Source organism: Coxiella endosymbiont of Amblyomma americanum (genome assembly GCF_000815025.1).
GTDB lineage: Bacteria > Pseudomonadota > Gammaproteobacteria > Coxiellales > Coxiellaceae > Coxiella.
In genome coordinates this window covers 286665-308420 of the sequence record NZ_CP007541.1, presented here as the reverse complement: position 1 = coordinate 308420, position 21756 = coordinate 286665, and the positions used below count along the sequence as shown (strand labels likewise).

Genomic DNA, 21756 nt, shown 5'->3' with positions numbered 1-21756 from the left:
AAATATTTTTCTTTTATTTTATAATGAATTGTTATAATTACCGAGAATGTGTATTTCTTTAATTAATTGAATACCGTGAATTTTATAAACTTGTTGTGCGATGTACTGTATTAATTTTTCAATATCAGAAGCGTTTGCTTTCCCTGTATTTACGATAAAGTTAGCGTGCTTTTTTGAAACTTCTGCATTTCCAAACCTCACACCTTTCAATCCTGAAGATTCAATAAGTTGAGCTGCATAATTTTTTGGAGGATTGCGAAAAACAGAGCCACAATTAAAAGTTCCTATAGGTTGGGTATTAGTACGTTTTTTTAACAAAATATTTACAGCTCTTTTAGCATTAATAATATCTTTTTGATCAAAAGAAAAATACCCAGCAACAAAAAATTGATTATCGAGACCGAAAATTTCACGATAACTAATTTTAAATTCATCCGATTGTCTATTACGTAAAACACCCATACGATCTATCGTTTCTACTCGAGTGACATAAAACCACGTTTCTTTTCCAAAAGCACCAGCATTCATAGTTAAGGCTCCACCTATAGTCCCCGGAATTCCCGCAAAAAAAGCTCCATCTTCTAATCCTAAATTTGCGCAAAGTTTTGCTAATTTATGACACGTTATCCCTGACTCAACACGAAGTATTAATCGATTACTCTTCTTAAAAAAAGAAATTTTTTTTAGCCGATTTAAAGTTAAGATTACCGTTCCTTTAACTCCACCATCACGAATCAAAACATTACTTCCTAAACCCAACCAAGTTAAAGGTTCATTATAGGGTAATTGTACAAGAAAATTTTGTAAATCAGCCAAATTAGCAGGTCGGTAAAACCGTTCAGCATTACCACCTACTCGCCAAGAAGTATAACGTGCTAAATTATGATTATGAATTAAACCAACAAATGAACGATTAATCTTTTTTTTCATTAATAATTACGCGATAATTGAATATATTATGAACTTCTAATTAAATCTACTGCAATAGATCCTATATTACCTGCACCTTGTAAAATAATTACATCGTTTGGTCGTACTAATTTTCGCAACATACTCGGTAAATCCCGTAATTCTGAAACAAAAAAAATTTTTTTATCAGTTTTACTTCTAATAACTTTTAATAACGTTTTTCCATCGGCTTTGGGAAGAAAAGCTTCACCTGCACTATAGACTTCAAGTAATATCAATAAATCAGACTCTATCAAAACTGAAGCGAAATCATTCAATAATACTTGTGTTCGACTGTAACGGTGGGGTTGAAAAACAAGAACAACTCTTCGTCCATCAGGCCATACAGCTCTTGCTGCTGATAAAGTTGCCCTAATTTCATTAGGATGATGTCCATAATCTTCCACTATAATTGCTTGGCCGTTCGATAATAGCATATTGCCTTTGACATCAAATCGACGCTCTACTCCAGAAAACTGCATCAAAGATTGTAACAGTTTTTTTTCATCTATCCCTATCCATTCACTAACAGCTATAACCGCCAGCGTATTAAGAACATTATGATAGCCTACTAAATTAATTTCAACAGATAAAGGCAACGCTCTGTCTTTCGACGAACGATAAACACGAAAATAGCTGCGTAAACCCCGTTGTAAATAATAATCCGCTCGATAATCAGCTTTTAAAGAAAATCCATAAGTAATTACTCTTTTGGATAGAGTCGGGATCAATTCATTTAATATAGGATCGTCTATACATAAAATAACCACCCCTTCTTTAGAAATTTGATGAATAAATTCTACATAAGTTTTCTTTAAGAGATTAAAATCTCCTTCGTAAGTACTCAGATGATCAGAATCAATATTTGTTATTATCCCAATATTAGGTCGCATATATAGAAGAGATGCATCACTTTCGTCAACTTCAGCAATAAAATAAGGTCCACTTCCTAATCGAGCGGACACTTGGATATCTTTTAAAAAACCCCCAATGACGCATGTCGGATCTAAACCAGCTGTAATAAAAACTTTAGATAACAGGGCGCTAGTAGTAGTTTTACCATGAGAACCAGATACTGCTATCGACTGATAGGATTTTGTCATTTTAGATAACATTTGACCTCTCTTTAAAAGAGGAATGTTTATTTGTTGAGCAGCAACGCATTCTGGATTATTTAGTGAAATCGCGCTTGAATAGACAGCACAGTCAGCTTTTATAATAGCATTACTATTATGATGAAAAGTAATGTCAGCTCCTAAGCGACATAGCCTCTCAGTATTCTTATTGGGAGCAATATCGGATCCACTAATACGATATCCCTTTTTTAATAAAATCTCTGCAAGAGCACTGATGCCAATTCCACCAATTCCTACACAATGAATAGATTTAACTATTTTACCACCTAATATCATAACATTCTCTTACATTCATCGACAACGCGTTGTATAGCTCCTGATTTTGCTAAACTGCGAGCACGTTCCGCCATTATCAATAAACGACTTCTATCCTTAATGAATTGCTTAAGATAATTAACTAAACACTTTACCGTTAATAATTTTTCCGGAATAACAATAGCGGCTCCTTTCTTCTCTAAGAATCGACCATTATAAAATTGATGATTATCTGTAGAATAAGGATAAGGAATAACAATACTAGCTATACCGACCGCTGTAATTTCACTTACTGTTAAGGCACCTGCACGACAAATAATTAAATCAGCCCATGTGTAAGCTTTAGTTATCTCATCAATAAACACATCAACTCGTACCTCAAAAGAAAAAATTTCATAAAACCCTTTAACCCACTTGAAATCAGATAGTCCGGTTTGGTGCCAAATCGCAAGTTTCTCTGGATGAGGATAATTTCTTAAGGCTATCATTATTTTTTGATTAATTGAATGGGCGCCTTGGCTACCTCCTAAAATTAACACTCGTAAGGGTCCTGTTCGATCCATTAAACGTTCCCGCGGTAAAGGCGTATGAATTAATTCAGCTCGAATAGGATTTCCAGTAGTGCTTACATTTTTTCTACAAGAAAAAGTGCCGGGAAAAGCTTGCAAGATGGATTTAGCTATTTTCGCTAATAACCGATTAGTTAATCCTGCTACTACATTTTGTTCATGAATAACTATGGGTATGCGATGCAGCCACGCAGCAAATCCCACAGGTCCTGATACACATCCTCCCATGCCTAAAACCATTTTTGGTTTCATTTTTCGTATCATTAAATAAGATTGAAATATTACTTTTATCAAAGGAAAAAGCATAAGAATTTTTTTCATTAATCCCTCTTTTCGACATGATTTGATTTTAATCAAATTTAGTGGAAACTCGTGAGCAACCAGCTTCTTTTCTAAACCATTTGTAGTCCCTAACCAATAGATTTCTATACCTTGATATTGTAGTGCACGCGCCACCTCGAGAGCAGGGAAAATATGTCCTCCTGTACCTCCAGATATAATTAATATTCGCTTCATTATTTTATAATATCTAAAAAGAATTTATTTCGTTCTTACAACAAACTGCAATGTTAAAATACTAATAATTGGTTAGGCGGAATCGTTTTTTCTTTTCATTGTGTTCTTGTTGTGTTTCACGAGAAATTCTTAATAAAATTCCAACAACCAAACAACTAATTAGCATACTACTTCCTCCGTAACTGATAAGAGGTAAAGTCAAACCTTTGATAGGTAACACTCCTACATTAACTCCAATATTAATTAATATCTGCAACCAGAACCATAAAGCAAATCCATAAGAAACATAAGCTGAAAACAACTGATTATTTATTTCAGAAAGGCGTCCAATTATAAAAATTCGAACAATTAAAATAATAAATAAAATAAATAATAACAGCTCCCCAATTAAACCTAATTCCTCAGCAAGTACTGCAAATAAAAAATCTGTATACGCTTCTGGTAAATAAAATAATTTCTGTATACCATTGCCTAATCCCACTCCAAATAGACCTCCACGTCCAAATGCAATTAAAGATTGTGTTAATTGATAGCCTGAACCAAACGCATTATTCCAAGGATGTAGAAAAGCCGTTAATCGTCGTAATCGATAGTGAGATAAAACCACTAAAGCAATTAAAGAAATTATTACTAAAAATAATAATATAAAAAAAGGCCATAAACGCATACCACTGAGAAATAAAAGAGCCATGTATATCATGGTAATAACAACAACAGATCCAAAATCTGGTTCCAATAACAATAAAATAGTTAAAAATGTTAAAAGTATTATTGGCTTTAAAAATCCTTTAAGCTCTTGACTACATACTATGTTTTGATAACGATTTAGATAATTTGCTAAATATAAAATTGCTGCTAATTTTACGACTTCTGAAACTTGTAAAGAAAAAAATCCTAACTGGATCCAACGTCTGCTCCCGTTGACTGTTCTACCAATTCTTGGAAATAAGACCATTATCAACAACAGAAAACTCAATAAAAGTAAATTACTACTGTATTTCTGTAAAACTTTAATGGGTACATAAGAAACTATAATAATTATTAATAAACCTATAATTAGATAGGTTAGCTGATGAATAAAGTAATGGAAAGGATGACTAAATCGCCAATCTGAAATAACCATAGAGGCCGAAGCCACCATAAGTAAACCTAATGCCAGTAAAAACAAAGTAGAAATAATAATCCAACGATCATAAATCCATAAAACTTTTAATTTTTGTCGCATTAAAGTTCTTTCACAATTTTAGAAAATACGTTACCTCGGTGCGCATAGTTTTTAAACATATCGTAACTAGCACAAGCAGGAGATAACAAAACACCTTCACCTGGTTGCGCAACATCTGAGGACCGCTTTACAGCTTCTTCCATAGAAAAAGCACGCAAAATTTTTGTGCAGCCATGTAGGGCGCTTTCTAATCTTGGCGTGTCTTCTCCAATTAAAACAACTTGCTTCACATAACGTTTAACTACACTTTTTAAAGCAAAAAAATCTGCTCCTTTCCCCTTTCCTCCCGCAATTAAAATCAATTTTCCTTTCATAGCATTTCCTAAACTTACAATTGCAGCTTGAGTTGCGCTAACATTAGTTCCTTTTGAATCATTATAATAATCTACACCTTTATACTTTCGCACCCATTGACAACAATGCTGGATACCTGTGAAGTTACGTAAAACTTTACACATAATGTCTATAGGTATATCTACTGCTGTTCCTAATGCTAAAGCGGCTAATGCGTTTTGGATATTATGATTAGCATGCAGCTTTAATTCTTTGACAGACAAAACCTTATGGCCACGATATGCAATGAAAATACTCCCCTTATACGATACTAATGAAAAATCCGCACGATTCCAAAACCCAAAGGATAACAGTCTTTTTTTAAATGAAAAATTTTTATAAATATTTGATGCGTCTGCATTAATAACAGGTATTGCACAAGAATTATAAATACGCTGTTTAGCTCGAATATATTCTGCCAAACTAACATATCGATCCATGTGATCTTCGCTAATGTTTAATATTGTTGCAACATAAGGTTTTAGAGAAAAAGTTGTCTCTAATTGAAAACTGGATAACTCTAAAACATAATATTCAGGATCAAGGTAAATTTGTTGCAATACTGGACGTCCAATATTCCCGCAAGTAATAGCATTGATCCCCGAAAGTTTCATCATTAACTCAATAATTGTTGTTACTGTAGTTTTCCCATTAGAACCAGTGATAGCGACGATAGGTTTTTTAGTTACTTGAGCAAACAGCTCAATGTCACTAATGACAGGCTTACCCATCGCTATTTGTTTAGCGATAATTGGCTCGCTGAGAGGTACACCAGGACTTAATATAATTTGTTTTGCTTTGCATAATAAATTTTCCGACAATTTGCCCAACGCTAATTCTGTACGAGGATAAAATCGTACAAGTTTCTCTAACTGCGGAGGTTCTTTTCGATGATCGGTGATTGCAAAGGATTGATTTCTCTCTGCCAAAAATTTAGCGCATGAAAATCCTGTTTTACCTAAACCTACAATAACAGTTAATTTTTTATCTAATGACATATTATCTCAATTTTAAAGTGGTCAATCCAAATATCACTAAAATAAAAGTAATAATCCAAAATCGAATAATGATTTTAGGTTCGGACAAACCCTTTAATTCGAAATGATGATGCAATGGTGCCATCCGAAAAGCTCGATTACCGCCTGATAGTTTAAAATAACCAACTTGGATGATAACAGACAAAGTTTCAAAAACAAAAACTCCTGACATGAAAAAATATACTATCTCTTGAAGAAGCAAGACCGCAATCACTCCTAAAGCAGCACCCAATCCTAATGAACCTACATCCCCCATAAAAACCTGAGCAGGATAAGCATTGTACCATAAAAATCCCAAACCCCCGCCTACTAAGGCGCTGCAAAAAACAACGATTTCATCAATTCCAGGAATGTAGGGAATCGATACATACTCCGCAAAAACACGGTTTCCACTGGAGTAAGCGAAAACTCCCAATGCACCACTAATCATTATAACAGGCATGAGAGCTAAACCATCTAATCCATCGGTTAAATTTACGGCATTACTGCTCCCTATGACCACAAAATAGACGAGAAAAATATAAAGAAATCCTAAATGGAACGATACATTTTTTAAGAACGGAACGATTAATTGAGTATCACTAGGACTTGTAGATGTTAAGTAGAAATAAATCGCCGCTACAAAACTAGCCAAAGATTGTAGAAGATATTTTAGGCGTATAGATAATCCATTACTACTATTCTTTTTAATCACTTTATAATAATCATCAACACATCCTATAGATCCAAAGATTATTGCAATCAATAAAATAATCCATATAAACCTATTAGTAAGATTTCCCCATAATACAGTGCTGATCATAATAGCCAATATAATAAGAATACCACCCATAGTAGGAGTTCCAGATTTTTTTGAGTGTGTCTGAGGCCCGCTATCTCTTATCGTTTGATTAATTTGCAATTTTTTAAATTTTTCTATTAAATACGGACATGAAATAAAAGTAATAACCAGTGCGGTTAAACCGCTTACAATAGAACGAAATATGACACAATTAAAAACACAACAATCATTAAAATGATAGTGTAAAAATCTGATAAGCCAAAGAAACATTCTTATTTTCCAATAAGTTCATCCACAATTTTTCCCATATTCATAGAAAAAGAACCTTTTACTAATACAACTGTGTTTTTGTCCAAATGATCTTTTAATACAGTTAACAATGCTTTTTGATCATTAAAATAATACGCATGATCACCAAAAGTTTTAGCAGCATATCGGGTGAGTAATCCATAACAAAATAATTCATGAACACCAGATTGAAACGCTTTTTTGCCTACATAACAATGTAATCGATTTTTCTCATCTCCTAATTCCTGCATATCTCCTAAAACTAAAATTAAACGACACTTATGAAAAGTGGATAACACATCAATAGCAGAAGATACTGATAACGGATTTGCATTATAACTATCATCGATAATAGTAGCTCCTCGATATCCTTTCAAAGAAACTAATCGTCTATTAACTGCGATAGTGTTTTCTAAACCGAATTTTATTGTAGTAATCGAAAAATTTTCGACACAAGCAACGGCTGCTGCTGCTAATGCATTTGTTATATTATGTCTCCCTAAAAGGGAAAGTTGAATAATATCAGTTTCTCCATTTGGTAATATCAAGCGAAAATTTGGATAACCTTTAAAATTTACTGAAATATTTTTTGCAGTAACATCAGCTTTATCATTACAAGAAAAAGTAATGATTCTCCGTGTACTTATTATTTTTTTCCAGAAATTTGCAAAAGGATCATCGTTATTAACAATAGCAATTTGATTAAGCGATAATTCTTGATAAATTTCCCCCTTAGCTTTTGCTACTCCTTCAATATTATTAAATCCTTCTAGGTGTGCTAAACCAGCATTAGTAACAATAGCAATATTAGGTTTTGTTATCCGCGCCAACCGAGAAATTTCCTCAGGACGACTTGCCCCTAGCTCTACCACAGCATACTTATGTTTGGTATGTAAATTCAACAATGTTATGGATAACCCAATACTATTATTAAAGTTACCGTCGCTGGTTAATACATTGCCTTTTTGGGAAAGAATATTAGAGATCAGCACCTTAGTAGTTGTTTTACCACAACTACCAGTTACCGCAACAATTGTCGTTTTTTTTACTTTATTACGTTGATAATTCGCTAATTGCATGAGAGCAGTATGAGTATTATTGACAAAAATTTGCGACAAAGGAACCGTTACCCAACGACTAACAATGGCTCCAACGGCTCCTCGCTCTAACGCTAACTGTATGAAATCATGGGCATCAAAACGCGGGCCTTTTAAAGCAATAAAAAGGCTTCCCGGTTTCATGGTACGAGTGTCAATACTAATATATTTAAAATCCCTATCTTTCCCTCTAAATTTTGCGTCAAGTTTTTGAACGACTTGTGAAAGTTTCATAAACTAACGCTTCCTTTACCTTTTGCAAATCGTTAAAAGGAAAAACCTTCTTATCAATAATCTGAGTAGTTTCATGTCCTTTACCTGCGATTAAAACAATATCATTAACTGTAGCTTTTTGCACAGCAGAACGAATTGCGAGAGTGCGATCGGTTTCAATCATTATCGATTGAGGATTTTTAAATCCCAATTGTATATCTTGAATAATTGTCAAGGGCAATTCGTTACGTGGATTGTCATTAGTAATAATAATCTGATCCGCGTAGCGTTCCGCAATAGCTCCCATTTGTGATCGTTTACCGCGATCACGATTTCCACCACAACCAAAAACACAAATTAATTGACCATTACAACATTCTCTCAACGATACTAATATATTTTTTAAAGCATGAGGTGTATGTGCATAGTCTATTACTATTCGCGGACTTCCAGTGCGTCTCACTATTTGCATTCTGCCAGAAATATTTTTCAATTTCGATAATCCTACAAGTACCTTTTTTAGAGGTATATTAAATAATCCAAGCACTCCAATGACTGCTAAGAAATTAATAATATTAAATCGCCCATAGAGAGAAGTAGTTAATATACCGCTTCCCCAAGGAGTCTGCACAGTCACCGAAAAATTACCTTGTGTTAACATTTTTACAGTTGTGGCTATTACAAGAGAAATACGATCGTCTTTTGCATCTTTTTTTATAGAATATCCAATTATCGTTAGTTTTTTATAGTATTTCGTAATAAGGTATTTTCCGAATACATCATCGTAGTTAATTACTCCAAAACTTAAATTGGTTTGCTGAAACAACAATTCTTTTGCTCGAGCATAATTTTTCATACTCTTATGATAGTCTAAATGATCACGAGACAATTGAGTAAAGACAGCGATACTAAAACGTATACCGCTTACTCTCCATTGATCTAACGCATGAGACGAAACTTCTATAATAACAACTTTAATCTTTGATTTATGAAAATGCGCCAAAATTTTTTGTAATTTCAAAGGATCTGGAGTAGTACAATTTATCTTTTTTAAACTATTGATAGAACCATAACCGAGAGTGCTAAGTACAGCACACGATACATTTTGAAATTGTAATAATTGAGCAATAAAATGCGCGCATGAGGTCTTCCCATTAGTGCCTGTTATACCAATAATTTTCAAGTATTTCGCTGGATATCCGTAAAAACGAGCTGCAATTTCACCAATTCGACTGCGTAATCCTACAATAGAAATTAGAGGAACGGAACTATTGATTGAAAGTTTGTAATTACTAGTATCATCATAAAGCACAGCAGCTGCTCCTCTATTAAGCGCTTCCTTAATATAAAGCCGCCCATCCGTGTGAAATCCAGGATAAGCCATGAAAAGATCGCCTACTTGCACTTGTCGACTGTCAGTTTTAAGTTCTCGAATTAAGACGTCAGGTAATAACAGTCCATTATCGATAAATCCTTTTAATAGTTTACTAAAGGAAACGTTACTTGCTTTGAAATCTGAGGAAAATTTAATAGTCATCAAAAAAATATAGAACTTTACTCATAATTTTAGAAAATAATGGGGCCGCTATCAATCCCCCAAAATGTTCACCCTTAGGATCACGAATAACAACAGCCACTACTAGTTTAGGATTATCAGCTGGTGCGATTCCGACAAAAGAAGCTATATAATGCTGTCTATCGTAACCATGTAATCCAGAAATATAAGCAGTTCCGGTTTTACCTGCTACACAATACCCATGGACAGCAGCTCGAGTTCCTGTACCACCTTTTTTTATTACTGCTTTTAGCATTTCTATAACCGCTTTTGCTATTCTTTCTGACAAAACACGCACACCAATTACAGGCGTGTGCTGTATTTTTATAAAAGTTATTGGTCTGCTGATTCCTCCGGATCCTAGAATTGCATAAGCTTGTGCCAACTGAATAGCAGTAACTGCCATACCATAACCATACCCTAATGTTGCCACCATAGTAGGTGTCCACACATTATGTGAAATGAGTTTTCCAGAAGATTCTCCAGGAAAACCGCTACTGGTACGTTGACCAAATCCTAATTTGCGTAACAAAGAATAATAGTTTGATGGTTTAAGTGACAACAAAACCTTTGCTGCAGCAATATTACTTGAATACTGTAATAATTGTGTCAGTGAAATAACACCAAAATTTGAACCATTATCACTAATTCGATAATTACCAATTTTCATCCATCCGGGATTAGTATCTATTTTAGTATTTGGTGTGTATTTTCCATTTTCTAATGCCGATATAACGGTAAAAGCTTTAATTACGGATCCAGGTTCAAACATATCGGTTACTGCGCGATTTCTATAATGGCTATTGTAATGCAACGGTCGATTGTTTGGATTGTAACTTGGTTGATTAACCATCGCTAAAATTTCTCCGTTCTTTACATTTAATACTATCACAGAACCAGATTTTGCGTGATAAGCAGAAACCGTTTCTTTTAAAGCTTGATAAGCTACGTATTGAATTCGATGATCCAAACTCAAAATTAGATTATGTCCCAGTATAGGTTGTTTCATTAAAGAGCAATCTTCTGTCACTATATAACCTAAGCGATCTTTAACCACTTCTGCTCTTCCTGATTTTCCTGACAACCATTGATTATAAGCTAATTCTAGACCTTCTTGTCCTTGATCATCAATATTAGTAAATCCAACTACATGAGCTGTTATCTCCCCTTCAGGATAATAGCGTTTATTTTCACGTTGAACAAAAACACCCGAAATATTTAATTGTCGAATTTTTCTTGAAATATAAGAGGAATTATCCCTTTTTAAATAAATAAATTGACGACGTAACTCTTTTTGAATACGTGTTTTAATAAGAAACGCAGGCATGTGTAAAAAATATGAAAGCGCAGACAATTGAGAAGATGTTGCTTGAAATAATCGCGGATTAACCCAAACAGAATTGACTGGAACGCTAATAGCCAGAGGAGTTCCTAGTCGATCAGTAATCATACCTCGGTAAACCGGAATTTTAATCACTCGAAAGGTCCGTGCCTTACTTTGCTTCAATAAAAAAGATCGATAAAAGATATTTAAATCAATTAAACGCCATAACAATCCAATTACTGTAATACACAGTAAAAACCACAATCCAAAAAACCGACAAGCTTTCTGCACATGCATTACTCAAAAACACTTTAATTTTAGTATTTATCAACTAATAAAAATTATCTCTTTTTCAGTAGGTATTTTCATCCCGAGTCGTTGTGTGGCTATTTTTTGGATTCGAAATTGCGTGGACAAAGTACTTTGCTCTAATAATAATTTTCTCCATTGAACCTGTGCTTCCAATGTTCTATTCTGTAAAATTTGATACTGTATAAATAGTTCTCGATGAAGATCCTTGATATAAATAACACAAAAAGCTGAACATAATAAAGCAATTACTAAAGAGATTATCAATGCTTCTTTCTGTACTACTCTGGACAAATAATTCAGCTTTCTTAAATGCTTATTAAGAAAAACACGAGTTATAGTATTCATCACACTAACTTTTCCACAACACGCAATCGGGCACTTCGTGCTCTCGGATTTTTACTAATCTCTATCTTGGTAGGTTTTATTAGCTTACCTACTATTCTTATGCGCTGTTTTATTTCGTGTCCCAAAATAGGTAGTTCTCTCGGCAAAGAATCAGATGATTCTTGCTGGATAAAATATTTAACAATTCGATCCTCCAATGAATGGAAACTAATTACACACAATCTTCCATGAATTGCTAATACTTGTAAGCACTGAGGAAGACACTTACTTAATTCATCTAACTCACGATTAATAAAAATTCTAATTGCTTGAAATGTACGTGTTGCCGGATGTTTTTTTATTTCATAGCAAGGAACAGCTTTTACTATAATGTCACTCAATTGTAATGTACGAGTAATATATTTTTTTTTCCTCGCTTCAATGATCGCTTCCGCAATGCGTCTGGCATAGCGTTCTTCTCCGTAATGCCAGAGTACATATCGAATATCTTTCTTTTTAGCTTGATTAAGCCAAGTAGTTGCACTCATTTTTTGCTTTTCATTCATTCGCATATCTAAAGGTCCATCTTTCATAAAACCAAAACCTCGCCTAGGATCATCTAATTGTGGTGACGAAACACCAAGATCAAGAATAATCCCGTCTACTTTCCCATGCCATCCATAGTTCCGTATAACCTTTTCTAGATTCGAAAAGCTTTCATGAACAATAGTAAATCTTTCGTCACGAAAAAAAAAATTAGTATTAATTGCAGAAACAATGGCTGTAGGATCTTTGTCCATTGCTAATAAGTGGCCTTTAAGTCCTAATCTTTTTAGCACATTAAAACTATGTCCTCCTCTGCCAAAAGTTGCATCAACATATAAACCATTTCGGTGAATAAATAGTGCCGCTGTCACTTCATTAAGTAAAACCGGTCTATGATGATATATTTTCATATCATATAAAAACACTTAACAACTTTATAAAACAAATAGTTTTTATCAACGCAAAACAGATGAAACTTTCTAAAAAGCAACACAAAAATTTTTACATTGCCAGATATTCCGTTTATTAACCAAACCTTTCATCTAAACAAAAAATTAGTAGTTTTTTAAACCTAATCTATTTTTCTCTTTGTCAGTTCATAAACACAATGCTCGAAGAAATAACTACTTGTTCTCTACTATATCGCAAATAAAACTAAGATCCATTTCGATTATGCAACAACAGACATATTATCTTAATCTATAAAGACTATGATTCAATAATATAGACAAACCACAAAATAACTGATTCTCAGACAAAAGTCAGCCGATAAGCCGGGTTCTGTCGTGAACAGTCATCTATCTAGGGTGCGTGTCACCACACACCTCAAGCAGCTTACCCAAACCAGCGTGCGGACCACACAAGGTTTCTATTTAGCTTTGCTCCGAGTGGGGTTTACCATCGCCGTTTCTGTCACCAGATACGCGGTGTGCCCTTACCACACCATTTCACCCTTACTGCTTTCTTACTATACTGAAATAAGCAGCGGTATACTTTCTATTGCACTCTCCGTAGGTTTGCACCTCCCAGGAGTTACCTGGCACTCTGTCCTATGGAGCCCGGACTTTCCTCTCAGATTTACTCACTGAGCGACTGTTTGGCTGACTTTAGTAAACATTATCAAACCGTAAAGCAAAACCATAATAATATATCAAGTTTTGATATAACAATACAATTTTGTTTAAAAAATAAGGAAAGCTTTCTCTCTTGAATAAAGACTATTACATTTTACTTATAATAATAGACATATTGTTAAGTATTAAAGTAGCAAAACACTAAATACAGTTGTCCTAAATGGAAAATGATTAATAACTCAATTTATTATAGAATAAGTTACAGATAATCTACTCACTTGTAGAAATGCAATATGCACTTCTTATATAGTGCAATCAGCACTTTTGAAACTAAAGTAAAGGATCTTGTGCTAGTCATCTACTTTCTTCTATCATGTAGTACAGTTTTTACCTAGGAATTTATATGAGAAGTAATAACTTTGAATCTTATATTCATGAAATTTATCAAACAATTTCTAATACTTGGGATAACGATATCATTCCACAATTGATGAAATATATTAAAATACCTAACAAATCAGTTTCCTATGACGCTAATTGGAAAATACATGGTTATATGGATGAAGCTATGAATCTTTTAATGCACTGGTGTCAACGACAATCCATCCGAGGAATGCAATTAGAAATAATACAGTTACCGAAACGTACTCCTTTGTTATTTATCGAAATTTCAGGAACCATTGATGAAACCGTATTGCTCTATGGTCACATGGATAAACAACCCGAGATGGCTGGATGGAATAAAGGGTTAGGACCCTGGAAACCTGTTTTAAAAGGAAATAAATTATATGGTCGTGGAGGAGCCGATGACGGATATGCTGTATTTGCCTCACTTACTACGATTGCTGCTTTACAACAATACAGAATTCCACACGCACGATGCATTATAATTATTGAAGGATCAGAAGAAAGTGGCAGTATAGATTTGCCTGACTACCTTAAGCACTTAAATAATCGCATTGGTAATCCTAGCCTCGTTATTTGTTTAGATAGTGGATGTATTAATTACGATCAATTATGGTGTACTACTTCCCTACGAGGACTCATTGGAGGAGAACTAAAAATTAAAGTACTGAAAAACGGTATTCATTCAGGAACTGGAAGTGGTATTGTTCCTTCACCATTCTCTATTTTACGTCAGCTTTTAGATCGGATTGAAGAGAGTACTACAGGAGTTGTGATTCTAAAAGAACTTAAAGTGTCTATACCTACTTACCATAAAGAACAGGCGGAAAAAGTGGCTAGAACTTTAAGAAATAGCTCTATACAAAGCATCTTACCATTGTTACCCAACGTCGAACCGATAACCCACAATGTCACGGAATTATTATTAAATAGAACCTGGCGTCCACAACTTAGTATAATCGGAATTGATGGTTTGCCAACAGCAAAAAACGCTGGAAACGTTTCTATACCTTTTTTAAAAGTAATTTTATCTATGCGTCTTCCTCCAACGATTGATGCCCAAAAAGCATCAATCGTATTAAAAAATACCTTAGAAAAAGACCCCGCCTACCACGCAAAGATATCTTTTTCTCCAAAATTTTCTTCTAATGGTTGGGTATCTCCTTCATTAAGTCATTGGCTTTCTGTTGCTAGCAAAACTGCTTCTCAGCAATTCTTTGGAAAACCATCCGCTTATTTTGGTGAAGGTGGCACTATTCCTTTTATGAAAATGTTAGGCGAAATGTTTCCAAACACTCAATTTATGATTACTGGCCTTTTAGGACCTAAATCTAATGCCCACGGACCTAATGAATGCTTAGACATTTCTACAGGAAAAAAATTAACAGCTTGCGTAGCTTGGGTTATAGCAGCTCACTATAAGCACTACAATCTAAGATAGACATAAGGGATTATCTAATTCTCTAAAGTTACAACTCCAATATTCTCTTGATGCACAACAAAGTATATGGAAGATAATAAAATAAAGATTTATGAACATAATAAAAGTTATAAAAATGCGTTATTAAATAAAATCCTTTTTCCAGAGAAATACATTTATTCCGTTAATTTTAAAGCACAGTTATGGTATATACTTTGTTCTCTAAAATTATTAAAAATATATTTTAACTATGCCTATATATGATGTACTAATCATTGGCAGTGGGATTGCAGGTCTGGGGCTTGCAGTAAACCTTGCTAATAAGGCCCGAATAGCTATTCTTAGTAAAGAAGAAATAATAGCAGAAGGCTCTTCTTCTGCTCAAGCCCAAGGTGGCATAGCTGCAGTTATGGGGACTATTAGTAACGATAGCGTAGAATTGCATATGCAAGATACACTAAATGCAGGGTGTGGCTTGTGTGATCCTATCACTGTTCGCACTACTGTATCTCAAGCCAAATTGATAATTGAATGGCTAATTCAAAAAGGTGTTCAATTTACAGGTGACTCTAAAGAAAAATATCACTTAACCCAAGAAGGCGGTCATAGTCAACGTCGGATTCTACACGTTGCAGATAAAACTGGAGAAGTAGTTGTAAACACTCTAGTTGAACAAGCGATTATACACCCCAACATTGATTTTTTTACTAATCATATAGCTGTCGATTTGTTGATTAAAAATAAAATATGCAGAGGAGCTTTAGTTTATGATATTAAAAAACATTCATATCTAGCTTTTACTGCTTACTGTACAGTACTTGCTACTGGAGGAGCTAGTTCTATCTATCTACATACTAGCAATTCTAGTTGTATTAGTGGTGATGGAATAGCAATGGCCTGGAGAGCGGGGTGTCGAATAGCGAATTTAGAATTCAATCAATTTCATCCAACGTGTCTTTATTATCCTTCTTCTAATCACTATTTAATTTCTGAAGTTGTCCGTGGAGAAGGTGGTTATTTGTTACTCCCTAACGGGAAACGTTTCATGTTAAATTATGATAAGAGAGCAGAAATGGCTCCTAGAGATATTGTGTCTCGAGCTATACATGCAGAATTACAAAAAAATAAGTTAAATTTTATCTACTTAGATATCAGCCACCGCCATGCCAGTTTTATTAAAAGAACTTTTCCAACTATTTATACTACATGTCTTAAGTTTGGTTTAGATATGACAAAAGAACCTTTACCAGTAGTACCAGCTGCCCATTACACTTGCGGTGGAATTATCACAGATTTATCAGGAAAAACAGATATTCCTAATCTTTATGCTATCGGTGAAGTTGCTTTTACGGGACTACACGGTGCTAATCGCATAGCTAGCAATTCATTGCTAGAATGTCTTGTATTCGCGTCTAATAGTGCAAAATCTATTTTAGAAGCTCTTCGTGTTGCTAGTGATGCTTCGCAAAACAATATACAAACAAGTTTTCTAACTATCAATCACACTGCTACTGTACCCATAATTACTCAATCTTCTTGTTCAGATTTCCTCATCCGCATACAAAAAATTATGTGGGATTACGTAGGAATAGTTCGTACTAACAAAGGACTTAATTATGCAAAGCAGCAATTACAAGAAATGACACAACAAATAAATACTCTTTTTTTAAAACCTACTAAATCATCTATTGAATTGCGGAATATTATAGCCATTGCTGGTATGGTAATACAGAGCGCTCTTCTACGTAAAGAAAGTCGTGGATTACACTATAATAAAGACTATCCACAAACAGATTTGTATGCCACTAAAAATACCATATTGATTCCTCCTAATGTAGAGTCTAATTTTAAAGCACATAAAATCGAAAAAATTTCGTAGATTAAGAAACTTACTAAATCAACCAAAAAATAGATTAACAATGATTATAAAAACAATATGACTTTCTCAAACAAAAAAGTTAGAAAAAACTGATTAACTAAGACAAAAGCGCCTCTTCCACTCTCTTATTAAGAGAAAACACTTAAAACCCATGTATAAAATTGTATATTAAACTTTTAAGAAGAAGCGCATTATTTCTCTTAATTTGGTATTAAATCTGGGTGCATTATCCAATTCAGTATCCATTGGTGGTTTTCTATTCTTTCTAAACAGATCACCGTTCCAGGTAAAATGCGCAGGATATCACAACTATCATTACCTAATATAAGTGCACTTACCAAGTGAGATAAAAAAGGCATGTGCCCTACTAACATAGTGTCATCGTGCCATCCTTGAACAAGATCAATAAAAGGCTTCGTGGAACATTGTGGTCCTAATAGTGCGCTTTCTTCTGTAGATACAGTTATAATTCCTGTAGACAAAATTTTCGCGCTTTGTCGTGCGCGTAGTTTCTCACTATACATAAGATACGCAACTTGTATTTCTTGGCGCCTCAAATAGGTAGCCACTTTACCGATTTCAAATATCCCTTCTTTAGTCAGCGGTCGTTCACCCATATAATTTGGCAACTGTTCGGCATGACCATGCCGAACACAAAATAATTTCATCAATAATCTCCTCCTTCTAACAAGACTAACAATTTAGATTGATAGTAAGAGCTCGACGATGCTTTTACAATAAGAGATTACAAACCATTATTACGGCTATATTTTAGTATGTACTGTCAAAAACAACATTTATTTTATTTCTCTCTTAAAATTCTATTTAGACTGCAGAATAACATCGATTTTTTACTTAAAATTGAATGAAATACAAGTTTTTTACTAAACAAATATTGACAAAACTACATAAAGATTTCTAGAATGCCACGCGGGTGATTTTAGTTTCTTAAAGAATGAAAATGAAACAAATACCTCCTGAAAAAAGAGTATGCTAAATACAGAAAATATATTAGTACGTTTTTTAGTGCTTCTTCTAATAGCCACAACATTGAAAGTCCCCATCGTCTAGAGGCCTAGGACATCACCCTTTCACGGTGATAACAGGGGTTCGAATCCCCTTGGGGACGCTCTCTTAATGAAAAGTTTTACAAGAAAAATGAGTACAATACCTCATTAAAGATAGCAACTTTTTCAATTCAGATTCTTAAGATAAAACACGCATTGAAAAATCAACAGAATTAACATGTTTAGTTATAGCACCTACAGAAATAAAGTCTATACCCGTTTTTCGAATTTCTTGGATATTTTGTAAGTTTATATTTCCAGAAACTTCAAGTCTCGATTGTCCATTATTAATAGCAATCGCCTTTTTTATGCTGTCAACATCAAAATTATCTAACATAATAACATCTGCTTTTGCAGATAACGCTTCTTGTAGCTCTTCTATACTTTCTACTTCTACTTCTATCAATTTCTTAGGACTATAATTTTGAGCTTTTTGAATAGCTGCTGTTATCGAACCACAGACTACAATATGATTCTCCTTAATAAGAAAGGCATCATATAATCCCATGCGGTGATTTTTACCTCCGCCACATCGAACAGCGTATTTCTGCGCATAACGTATACATGGTATCGTCTTACGAGTATCAAATAGTTGTATCTTGGTATTTTTTAATTTTTCTGTATAAAAACGCACGAGAGTTGCAGTACCTGATAGCGTTTGTAGCCAATTCAGCGCTGTCCGTTCACCAGTTAAAATCGAGCGAGCTTTTCCAGTTAATTTTACAAATAGTTGTCCTTTTACAATACGGAAGCCCTCATTTACATTCCAGTCTATTTTTACTCCTGGATCTATCTGATGATAAACCATCTCAAACCAAGGTATACCACAAAGAATAGCACTTTCCTCTTGAGAAACAACAACGGCATTCACAACTTTACGAGCTGCAATCAATTGAGTAGTAGTAATATCTTCTGTCCCTATATCTTCTTCAAGACTCATTCGTACAGCTGTTTCAATAACTTTTTTATTCATTTAATTGATTTAAGAATGACTTTGAGAATCTTGTTTTCTTATCTGTTGCAGACGTTTTTTATGTAAAGACCATATGGTCTCAACAGGACCAGAAACCACGTATAAAAAGGATAAAATAAGTAAAATATCTGAAGGATCGAAAGCAATAAAAGTCAAGACCAATACTATGCTGAGTATCACTACAAAAGAAACACGATTATGTAAATTAACATCCTTAAAACTGCGATAACGAATCATGCTTACCATTAGTAATCCTAAAAAAATAACAACAAAAGCCATTAGAAATGCAATACTATCACCTGTAATGCCATACATATCACACATTAGTATAATACTGGCTATTAACACGGCTGCAGGAGGTGCTGGTAATCCTTGAAAATAATTCTTGTTAACTTTCCTTATTTGAACATTAAACCGCGCTAAACGTAAAGCTGTGCAAACCGCATAAATAAACGCAACTAACCAGCCCGTTTTTCCCATAACGTCAAGAGACCAGCTATACATCACCAAAGCGGGCGAGATACCAAAACTAATCATATCAGACAAACTGTCAAGCTGCACTCCAAATTCACTCTGAGCATTTAATAGTCGAGCAACGCGACCGTCTAAACCATCCATGATAAAGGCAGTAAAAATAGCTATAGCAGCTCCTTCATAACGATATTTCATAGCGGACACGATAGCATAAAATCCCGCAAATATAGCACCTACAGTAAAAAGATTAGGCAAAAGATAAATACCATTAACTCGGAATTGCTTGAATTCAGTCACAAATTTCTCTAGAAAATTTTCTCAAAAAGAATATCGTAGTTACAACCAAACGAGAATTGTATCACGAATTACAGTACATTGCGCAACATTGTTACAATCCATAGATTAAGAACAACAAGCATCCTTGCTTAAATTCAGAATCATTTGCTTATTTATCTATTGCTTTCTATTTTCTTATAGAAAAAACACTGGTATCATTATTAGTAATTCTCATCCTAAACAATCTAATTCTGAACTTTTATAGATATATAACAAAATTTTCAAAAATAACAAGTCATACGTATTTATAAGGAAGTACAACCATTTTGTGATCAAATAGAGATAACTGCTCATGCCGCTGTCTCCAACTAAAAGCCCAAAAGAAACTGTTTTTACAGATGGCCAAAAACACTTTGATGTTCTATTATCCGATATTAAAAGCGCAAAGCATTCAATTGATTTAGAAACTTATCTATTTCATAATGACATTCTAGGGAAAAGAGTAGCGCTTGAGCTATCAAAAGCCGCGAAACGTGGGGTTAATGTTCGGGTAATGGTTGATGGCATTGGCAGCCCGTTATGGAGTGCAAATTTTGCTCGTTTTTTAGAGGAAGCCGGGGTAAAAACTAAAGTTTTCCACCCTTTTCCCTGGCAATTGTGGGATTGGAGTCGTTCTATTGTTAAATTACCTTCTCTCATAAAATGGATTTATTTAGTTCTAAAAATCAATTTTCGCAATCATCGAAAAGTCTGTATTATTGATAAAGAGATTGCTTATATTGGCAGTCTTAACATCAGCAAATACCATTTATCTCCAAAAGAAGGAGGAGAAGGATGGAGAGACACTTCGGTACGTCTTACTGGAATTAATTTAAAAGAATTAACTAAAGCATTTAATGCAGCCTGGTATCACCGCACTATTAAAGAGCGCTTACGAGAAATTTTTTACCAAATTCGAAAAGATCCTCTCATTCGCCTTAATTACACTAGACAACGTCGACGTGTTCTCTATAAAAACTTGCTTCAGAAAATGGCAAATTGTACCTACCGTATTTGGATTACTAATGCTTACTTTATTCCAGATACTTTTTTATTGGGAAAGCTAAAAGAAGCTGCATACTCTGGCATTGACGTTCGCATTTTGTTACCCAGAAAATCTGATATAGCTATAATGCCTTGGGCTTCTTCTACTTTTTATTATAATCTGCTTAAGTCAGGAGTAAGAATTTTTGAATACTTACCTTCAATGCTACACGCAAAGTCTTTAATTATTGATGATTGGATGGTCATTGGTTCAAGCAATCTTAATCATCGCAGTCTAATACATGATTTAGAAGTAGATATTCATATTAACTCCAAAGAATCTAAGAGGGCACTGGAGAAACAATTCTTAGAAGATCTAAAAAATTCTCGTGAAGTCTCATTAAATAGCTGGCAAATACTACGTCCAAGAATCCAACGATTAATGGGCCGGTTAGTCTTGTATATTAAATACTGGATATAAATAAAAATCAGAGAAATTCTCCAATTATTATGAGAATCAAAAAATTACTGCAGAATAAACAACAAAAATATGTTCCGTTTTCTTGCTATTTATCTTCTTTAAAAAGTACATTAGATAATTCATTCACATAAAACTTATAATCAAACACACAACGTCCAGACGTCGTAGAACAATGAAAATTATCTACTAACAGCTTGGAACATACGATTTGTCGAAGAGAGAGTAT

General features: G+C 34.1%; 17 protein-coding genes, 1 tRNA gene and 1 other RNA gene. 4 read left to right on the top strand and 15 right to left on the bottom strand.

The window, feature by feature from the left end:
* Positions 1 to 18: 18 nt before the first annotated feature.
* The 12 genes from murB to rnpB all read right to left on the bottom strand — a co-directional run bounded on the left by murB (position 19) and on the right by rnpB (position 13567).
* Positions 19 to 930: a UDP-N-acetylmuramate dehydrogenase gene (murB, locus tag Z664_RS01390; RefSeq protein WP_039669924.1), complete on the bottom strand. Its 912-nt coding sequence runs from the start codon at positions 928 to 930 to the stop codon at positions 19 to 21.
* A 26-nt stretch (positions 931 to 956) separates the two neighbouring features.
* Positions 957 to 2360, bottom strand: a complete 1404-nt coding sequence (gene murC / locus Z664_RS01385) for a UDP-N-acetylmuramate--L-alanine ligase (protein WP_039669923.1) — start codon at positions 2358 to 2360, stop codon at positions 957 to 959.
* On the bottom strand, positions 2357 to 3424 hold the full coding sequence (gene murG, locus Z664_RS01380; RefSeq protein WP_039669922.1) for an undecaprenyldiphospho-muramoylpentapeptide beta-N-acetylglucosaminyltransferase: 1068 nt from the start codon (positions 3422 to 3424) through the stop codon (positions 2357 to 2359). The genes murC and murG overlap by 4 nt, the downstream gene beginning before the upstream one ends.
* A gap of 61 nt (positions 3425 to 3485) precedes the next feature.
* Entirely contained in the window at positions 3486 to 4649 is a 1164-nt protein-coding gene (gene ftsW, locus Z664_RS01375) for a putative lipid II flippase FtsW (RefSeq protein ID WP_052246329.1), read from the bottom strand.
* Positions 4649 to 5980 carry a UDP-N-acetylmuramoyl-L-alanine--D-glutamate ligase gene (murD, locus tag Z664_RS01370; protein WP_039669921.1) on the bottom strand — a complete coding sequence of 444 codons (1332 nt, stop codon included), beginning with the start codon at positions 5978 to 5980 and terminating at the stop codon, positions 4649 to 4651. Before murD ends, ftsW begins: the two co-directional genes overlap by 1 nt.
* Position 5981: 1 nt before the next feature.
* On the bottom strand, positions 5982 to 7070 hold the full coding sequence (gene mraY, locus Z664_RS01365; RefSeq protein WP_039669920.1) for a phospho-N-acetylmuramoyl-pentapeptide-transferase: 1089 nt from the start codon (positions 7068 to 7070) through the stop codon (positions 5982 to 5984).
* Between the two features lie 2 nt (positions 7071 to 7072).
* On the bottom strand, positions 7073 to 8419 hold the full coding sequence (locus Z664_RS01360; RefSeq protein ID WP_039669919.1) for a UDP-N-acetylmuramoyl-tripeptide--D-alanyl-D-alanine ligase: 1347 nt from the start codon (positions 8417 to 8419) through the stop codon (positions 7073 to 7075).
* Positions 8388 to 9935, bottom strand: a complete 1548-nt coding sequence (locus tag Z664_RS01355) for a UDP-N-acetylmuramoyl-L-alanyl-D-glutamate--2,6-diaminopimelate ligase (RefSeq protein WP_084588727.1) — start codon at positions 9933 to 9935, stop codon at positions 8388 to 8390. The genes Z664_RS01360 and Z664_RS01355 overlap by 32 nt, the downstream gene beginning before the upstream one ends.
* The gene (locus Z664_RS01350) at positions 9925 to 11574 is read right to left on the bottom strand and encodes a peptidoglycan D,D-transpeptidase FtsI family protein (RefSeq protein WP_052246328.1); all 1650 of its coding nucleotides are present in this window, start codon (positions 11572 to 11574) and stop codon (positions 9925 to 9927) included. The genes Z664_RS01355 and Z664_RS01350 overlap by 11 nt, the downstream gene beginning before the upstream one ends.
* Positions 11575 to 11604: 30 nt before the next feature.
* Complete coding sequence (ftsL, locus tag Z664_RS01345) at positions 11605 to 11934, bottom strand: cell division protein FtsL (protein WP_039669918.1); 330 nt, start codon at positions 11932 to 11934, stop codon at positions 11605 to 11607.
* Positions 11934 to 12869, bottom strand: coding sequence for a 16S rRNA (cytosine(1402)-N(4))-methyltransferase RsmH (rsmH, locus tag Z664_RS01340; protein ID WP_039670216.1), 936 nt, complete (start codon positions 12867 to 12869; stop codon positions 11934 to 11936). Before rsmH ends, ftsL begins: the two co-directional genes overlap by 1 nt.
* A 343-nt stretch (positions 12870 to 13212) precedes the next feature.
* Positions 13213 to 13567: RNase P RNA component class A (gene rnpB, locus Z664_RS03040), an RNA gene on the bottom strand.
* A gap of 368 nt (positions 13568 to 13935) precedes the next feature.
* Between rnpB and Z664_RS01335 the strand changes: the two genes are divergently transcribed.
* The gene (locus tag Z664_RS01335) at positions 13936 to 15378 is read left to right on the top strand and encodes a M20/M25/M40 family metallo-hydrolase (protein ID WP_052246327.1); all 1443 of its coding nucleotides are present in this window, start codon (positions 13936 to 13938) and stop codon (positions 15376 to 15378) included.
* Between the two features lie 229 nt (positions 15379 to 15607).
* On the top strand, positions 15608 to 17236 hold the full coding sequence (gene nadB, locus Z664_RS01330; RefSeq protein WP_039669917.1) for an L-aspartate oxidase: 1629 nt from the start codon (positions 15608 to 15610) through the stop codon (positions 17234 to 17236).
* Positions 17237 to 17436: 200 nt separating this feature from the next.
* Here the strand turns inward: nadB and sixA are convergent, their stop codons facing one another.
* The gene (gene sixA / locus Z664_RS01325; RefSeq protein ID WP_039669916.1) at positions 17437 to 17904 is read right to left on the bottom strand and encodes a phosphohistidine phosphatase SixA; all 468 of its coding nucleotides are present in this window, start codon (positions 17902 to 17904) and stop codon (positions 17437 to 17439) included.
* Between the two features lie 388 nt (positions 17905 to 18292).
* On the opposite strand from sixA, the gene Z664_RS01320 reads away from it, so the two are divergent.
* A tRNA-Glu gene (locus tag Z664_RS01320) sits at positions 18293 to 18365 on the top strand.
* A 77-nt stretch (positions 18366 to 18442) separates the two neighbouring features.
* Here the strand turns inward: Z664_RS01320 and nadC are convergent.
* Complete coding sequence (nadC, locus tag Z664_RS01315) at positions 18443 to 19276, bottom strand: carboxylating nicotinate-nucleotide diphosphorylase (protein WP_039669915.1); 834 nt, start codon at positions 19274 to 19276, stop codon at positions 18443 to 18445.
* A gap of 9 nt (positions 19277 to 19285) precedes the next feature.
* Positions 19286 to 20047 (bottom strand): CDP-diacylglycerol--serine O-phosphatidyltransferase, encoded by a 762-nt coding sequence (gene pssA / locus Z664_RS01310; RefSeq protein ID WP_039669914.1) that lies wholly within the window; start codon positions 20045 to 20047, stop codon positions 19286 to 19288.
* Positions 20048 to 20378: 331 nt separating this feature from the next.
* Here pssA and Z664_RS01305 point away from each other — a divergent pair, with 331 nt between their 5' ends.
* The gene (locus Z664_RS01305) at positions 20379 to 21530 is read left to right on the top strand and encodes a phospholipase D-like domain-containing protein (protein WP_039669913.1); all 1152 of its coding nucleotides are present in this window, start codon (positions 20379 to 20381) and stop codon (positions 21528 to 21530) included.
* Positions 21531 to 21756 lie beyond the last annotated feature (226 nt).

Bases quoted from the DNA above. Each gene is read 5' to 3' on its own strand.
- murB (WP_039669924.1), bottom strand. From the start codon at position 930: ATGAAAAAAAAGATTAATCGTTCATTTGTTGGTTTAATTCATAATCAT.
- murC (WP_039669923.1), bottom strand. From the start codon at position 2,360: ATGATATTAGGTGGTAAAATAGTTAAATCTATTCATTGTGTAGGAATT.
- murG (WP_039669922.1), bottom strand. From the start codon at position 3,424: ATGAAGCGAATATTAATTATATCTGGAGGTACAGGAGGACATATTTTC.
- ftsW (WP_052246329.1), bottom strand. From the start codon at position 4,649: ATGCGACAAAAATTAAAAGTTTTATGGATTTATGATCGTTGGATTATT.
- murD (WP_039669921.1), bottom strand. From the start codon at position 5,980: ATGTCATTAGATAAAAAATTAACTGTTATTGTAGGTTTAGGTAAAACA.
- mraY (WP_039669920.1), bottom strand. From the start codon at position 7,070: ATGTTTCTTTGGCTTATCAGATTTTTACACTATCATTTTAATGATTGT.
- Z664_RS01360 (WP_039669919.1), bottom strand. From the start codon at position 8,419: ATGAAACTTTCACAAGTCGTTCAAAAACTTGACGCAAAATTTAGAGGG.
- Z664_RS01355 (WP_084588727.1), bottom strand. From the start codon at position 9,935: ATGACTATTAAATTTTCCTCAGATTTCAAAGCAAGTAACGTTTCCTTT.
- Z664_RS01350 (WP_052246328.1), bottom strand. From the start codon at position 11,574: ATGCATGTGCAGAAAGCTTGTCGGTTTTTTGGATTGTGGTTTTTACTG.
- ftsL (WP_039669918.1), bottom strand. From the start codon at position 11,934: ATGAATACTATAACTCGTGTTTTTCTTAATAAGCATTTAAGAAAGCTG.
- rsmH (WP_039670216.1), bottom strand. From the start codon at position 12,869: ATGAAAATATATCATCATAGACCGGTTTTACTTAATGAAGTGACAGCG.
- Z664_RS01335 (WP_052246327.1), top strand. From the start codon at position 13,936: ATGAGAAGTAATAACTTTGAATCTTATATTCATGAAATTTATCAAACA.
- nadB (WP_039669917.1), top strand. From the start codon at position 15,608: ATGCCTATATATGATGTACTAATCATTGGCAGTGGGATTGCAGGTCTG.
- sixA (WP_039669916.1), bottom strand. From the start codon at position 17,904: ATGAAATTATTTTGTGTTCGGCATGGTCATGCCGAACAGTTGCCAAAT.
- nadC (WP_039669915.1), bottom strand. From the start codon at position 19,276: ATGAATAAAAAAGTTATTGAAACAGCTGTACGAATGAGTCTTGAAGAA.
- Z664_RS01305 (WP_039669913.1), top strand. From the start codon at position 20,379: ATGCCGCTGTCTCCAACTAAAAGCCCAAAAGAAACTGTTTTTACAGAT.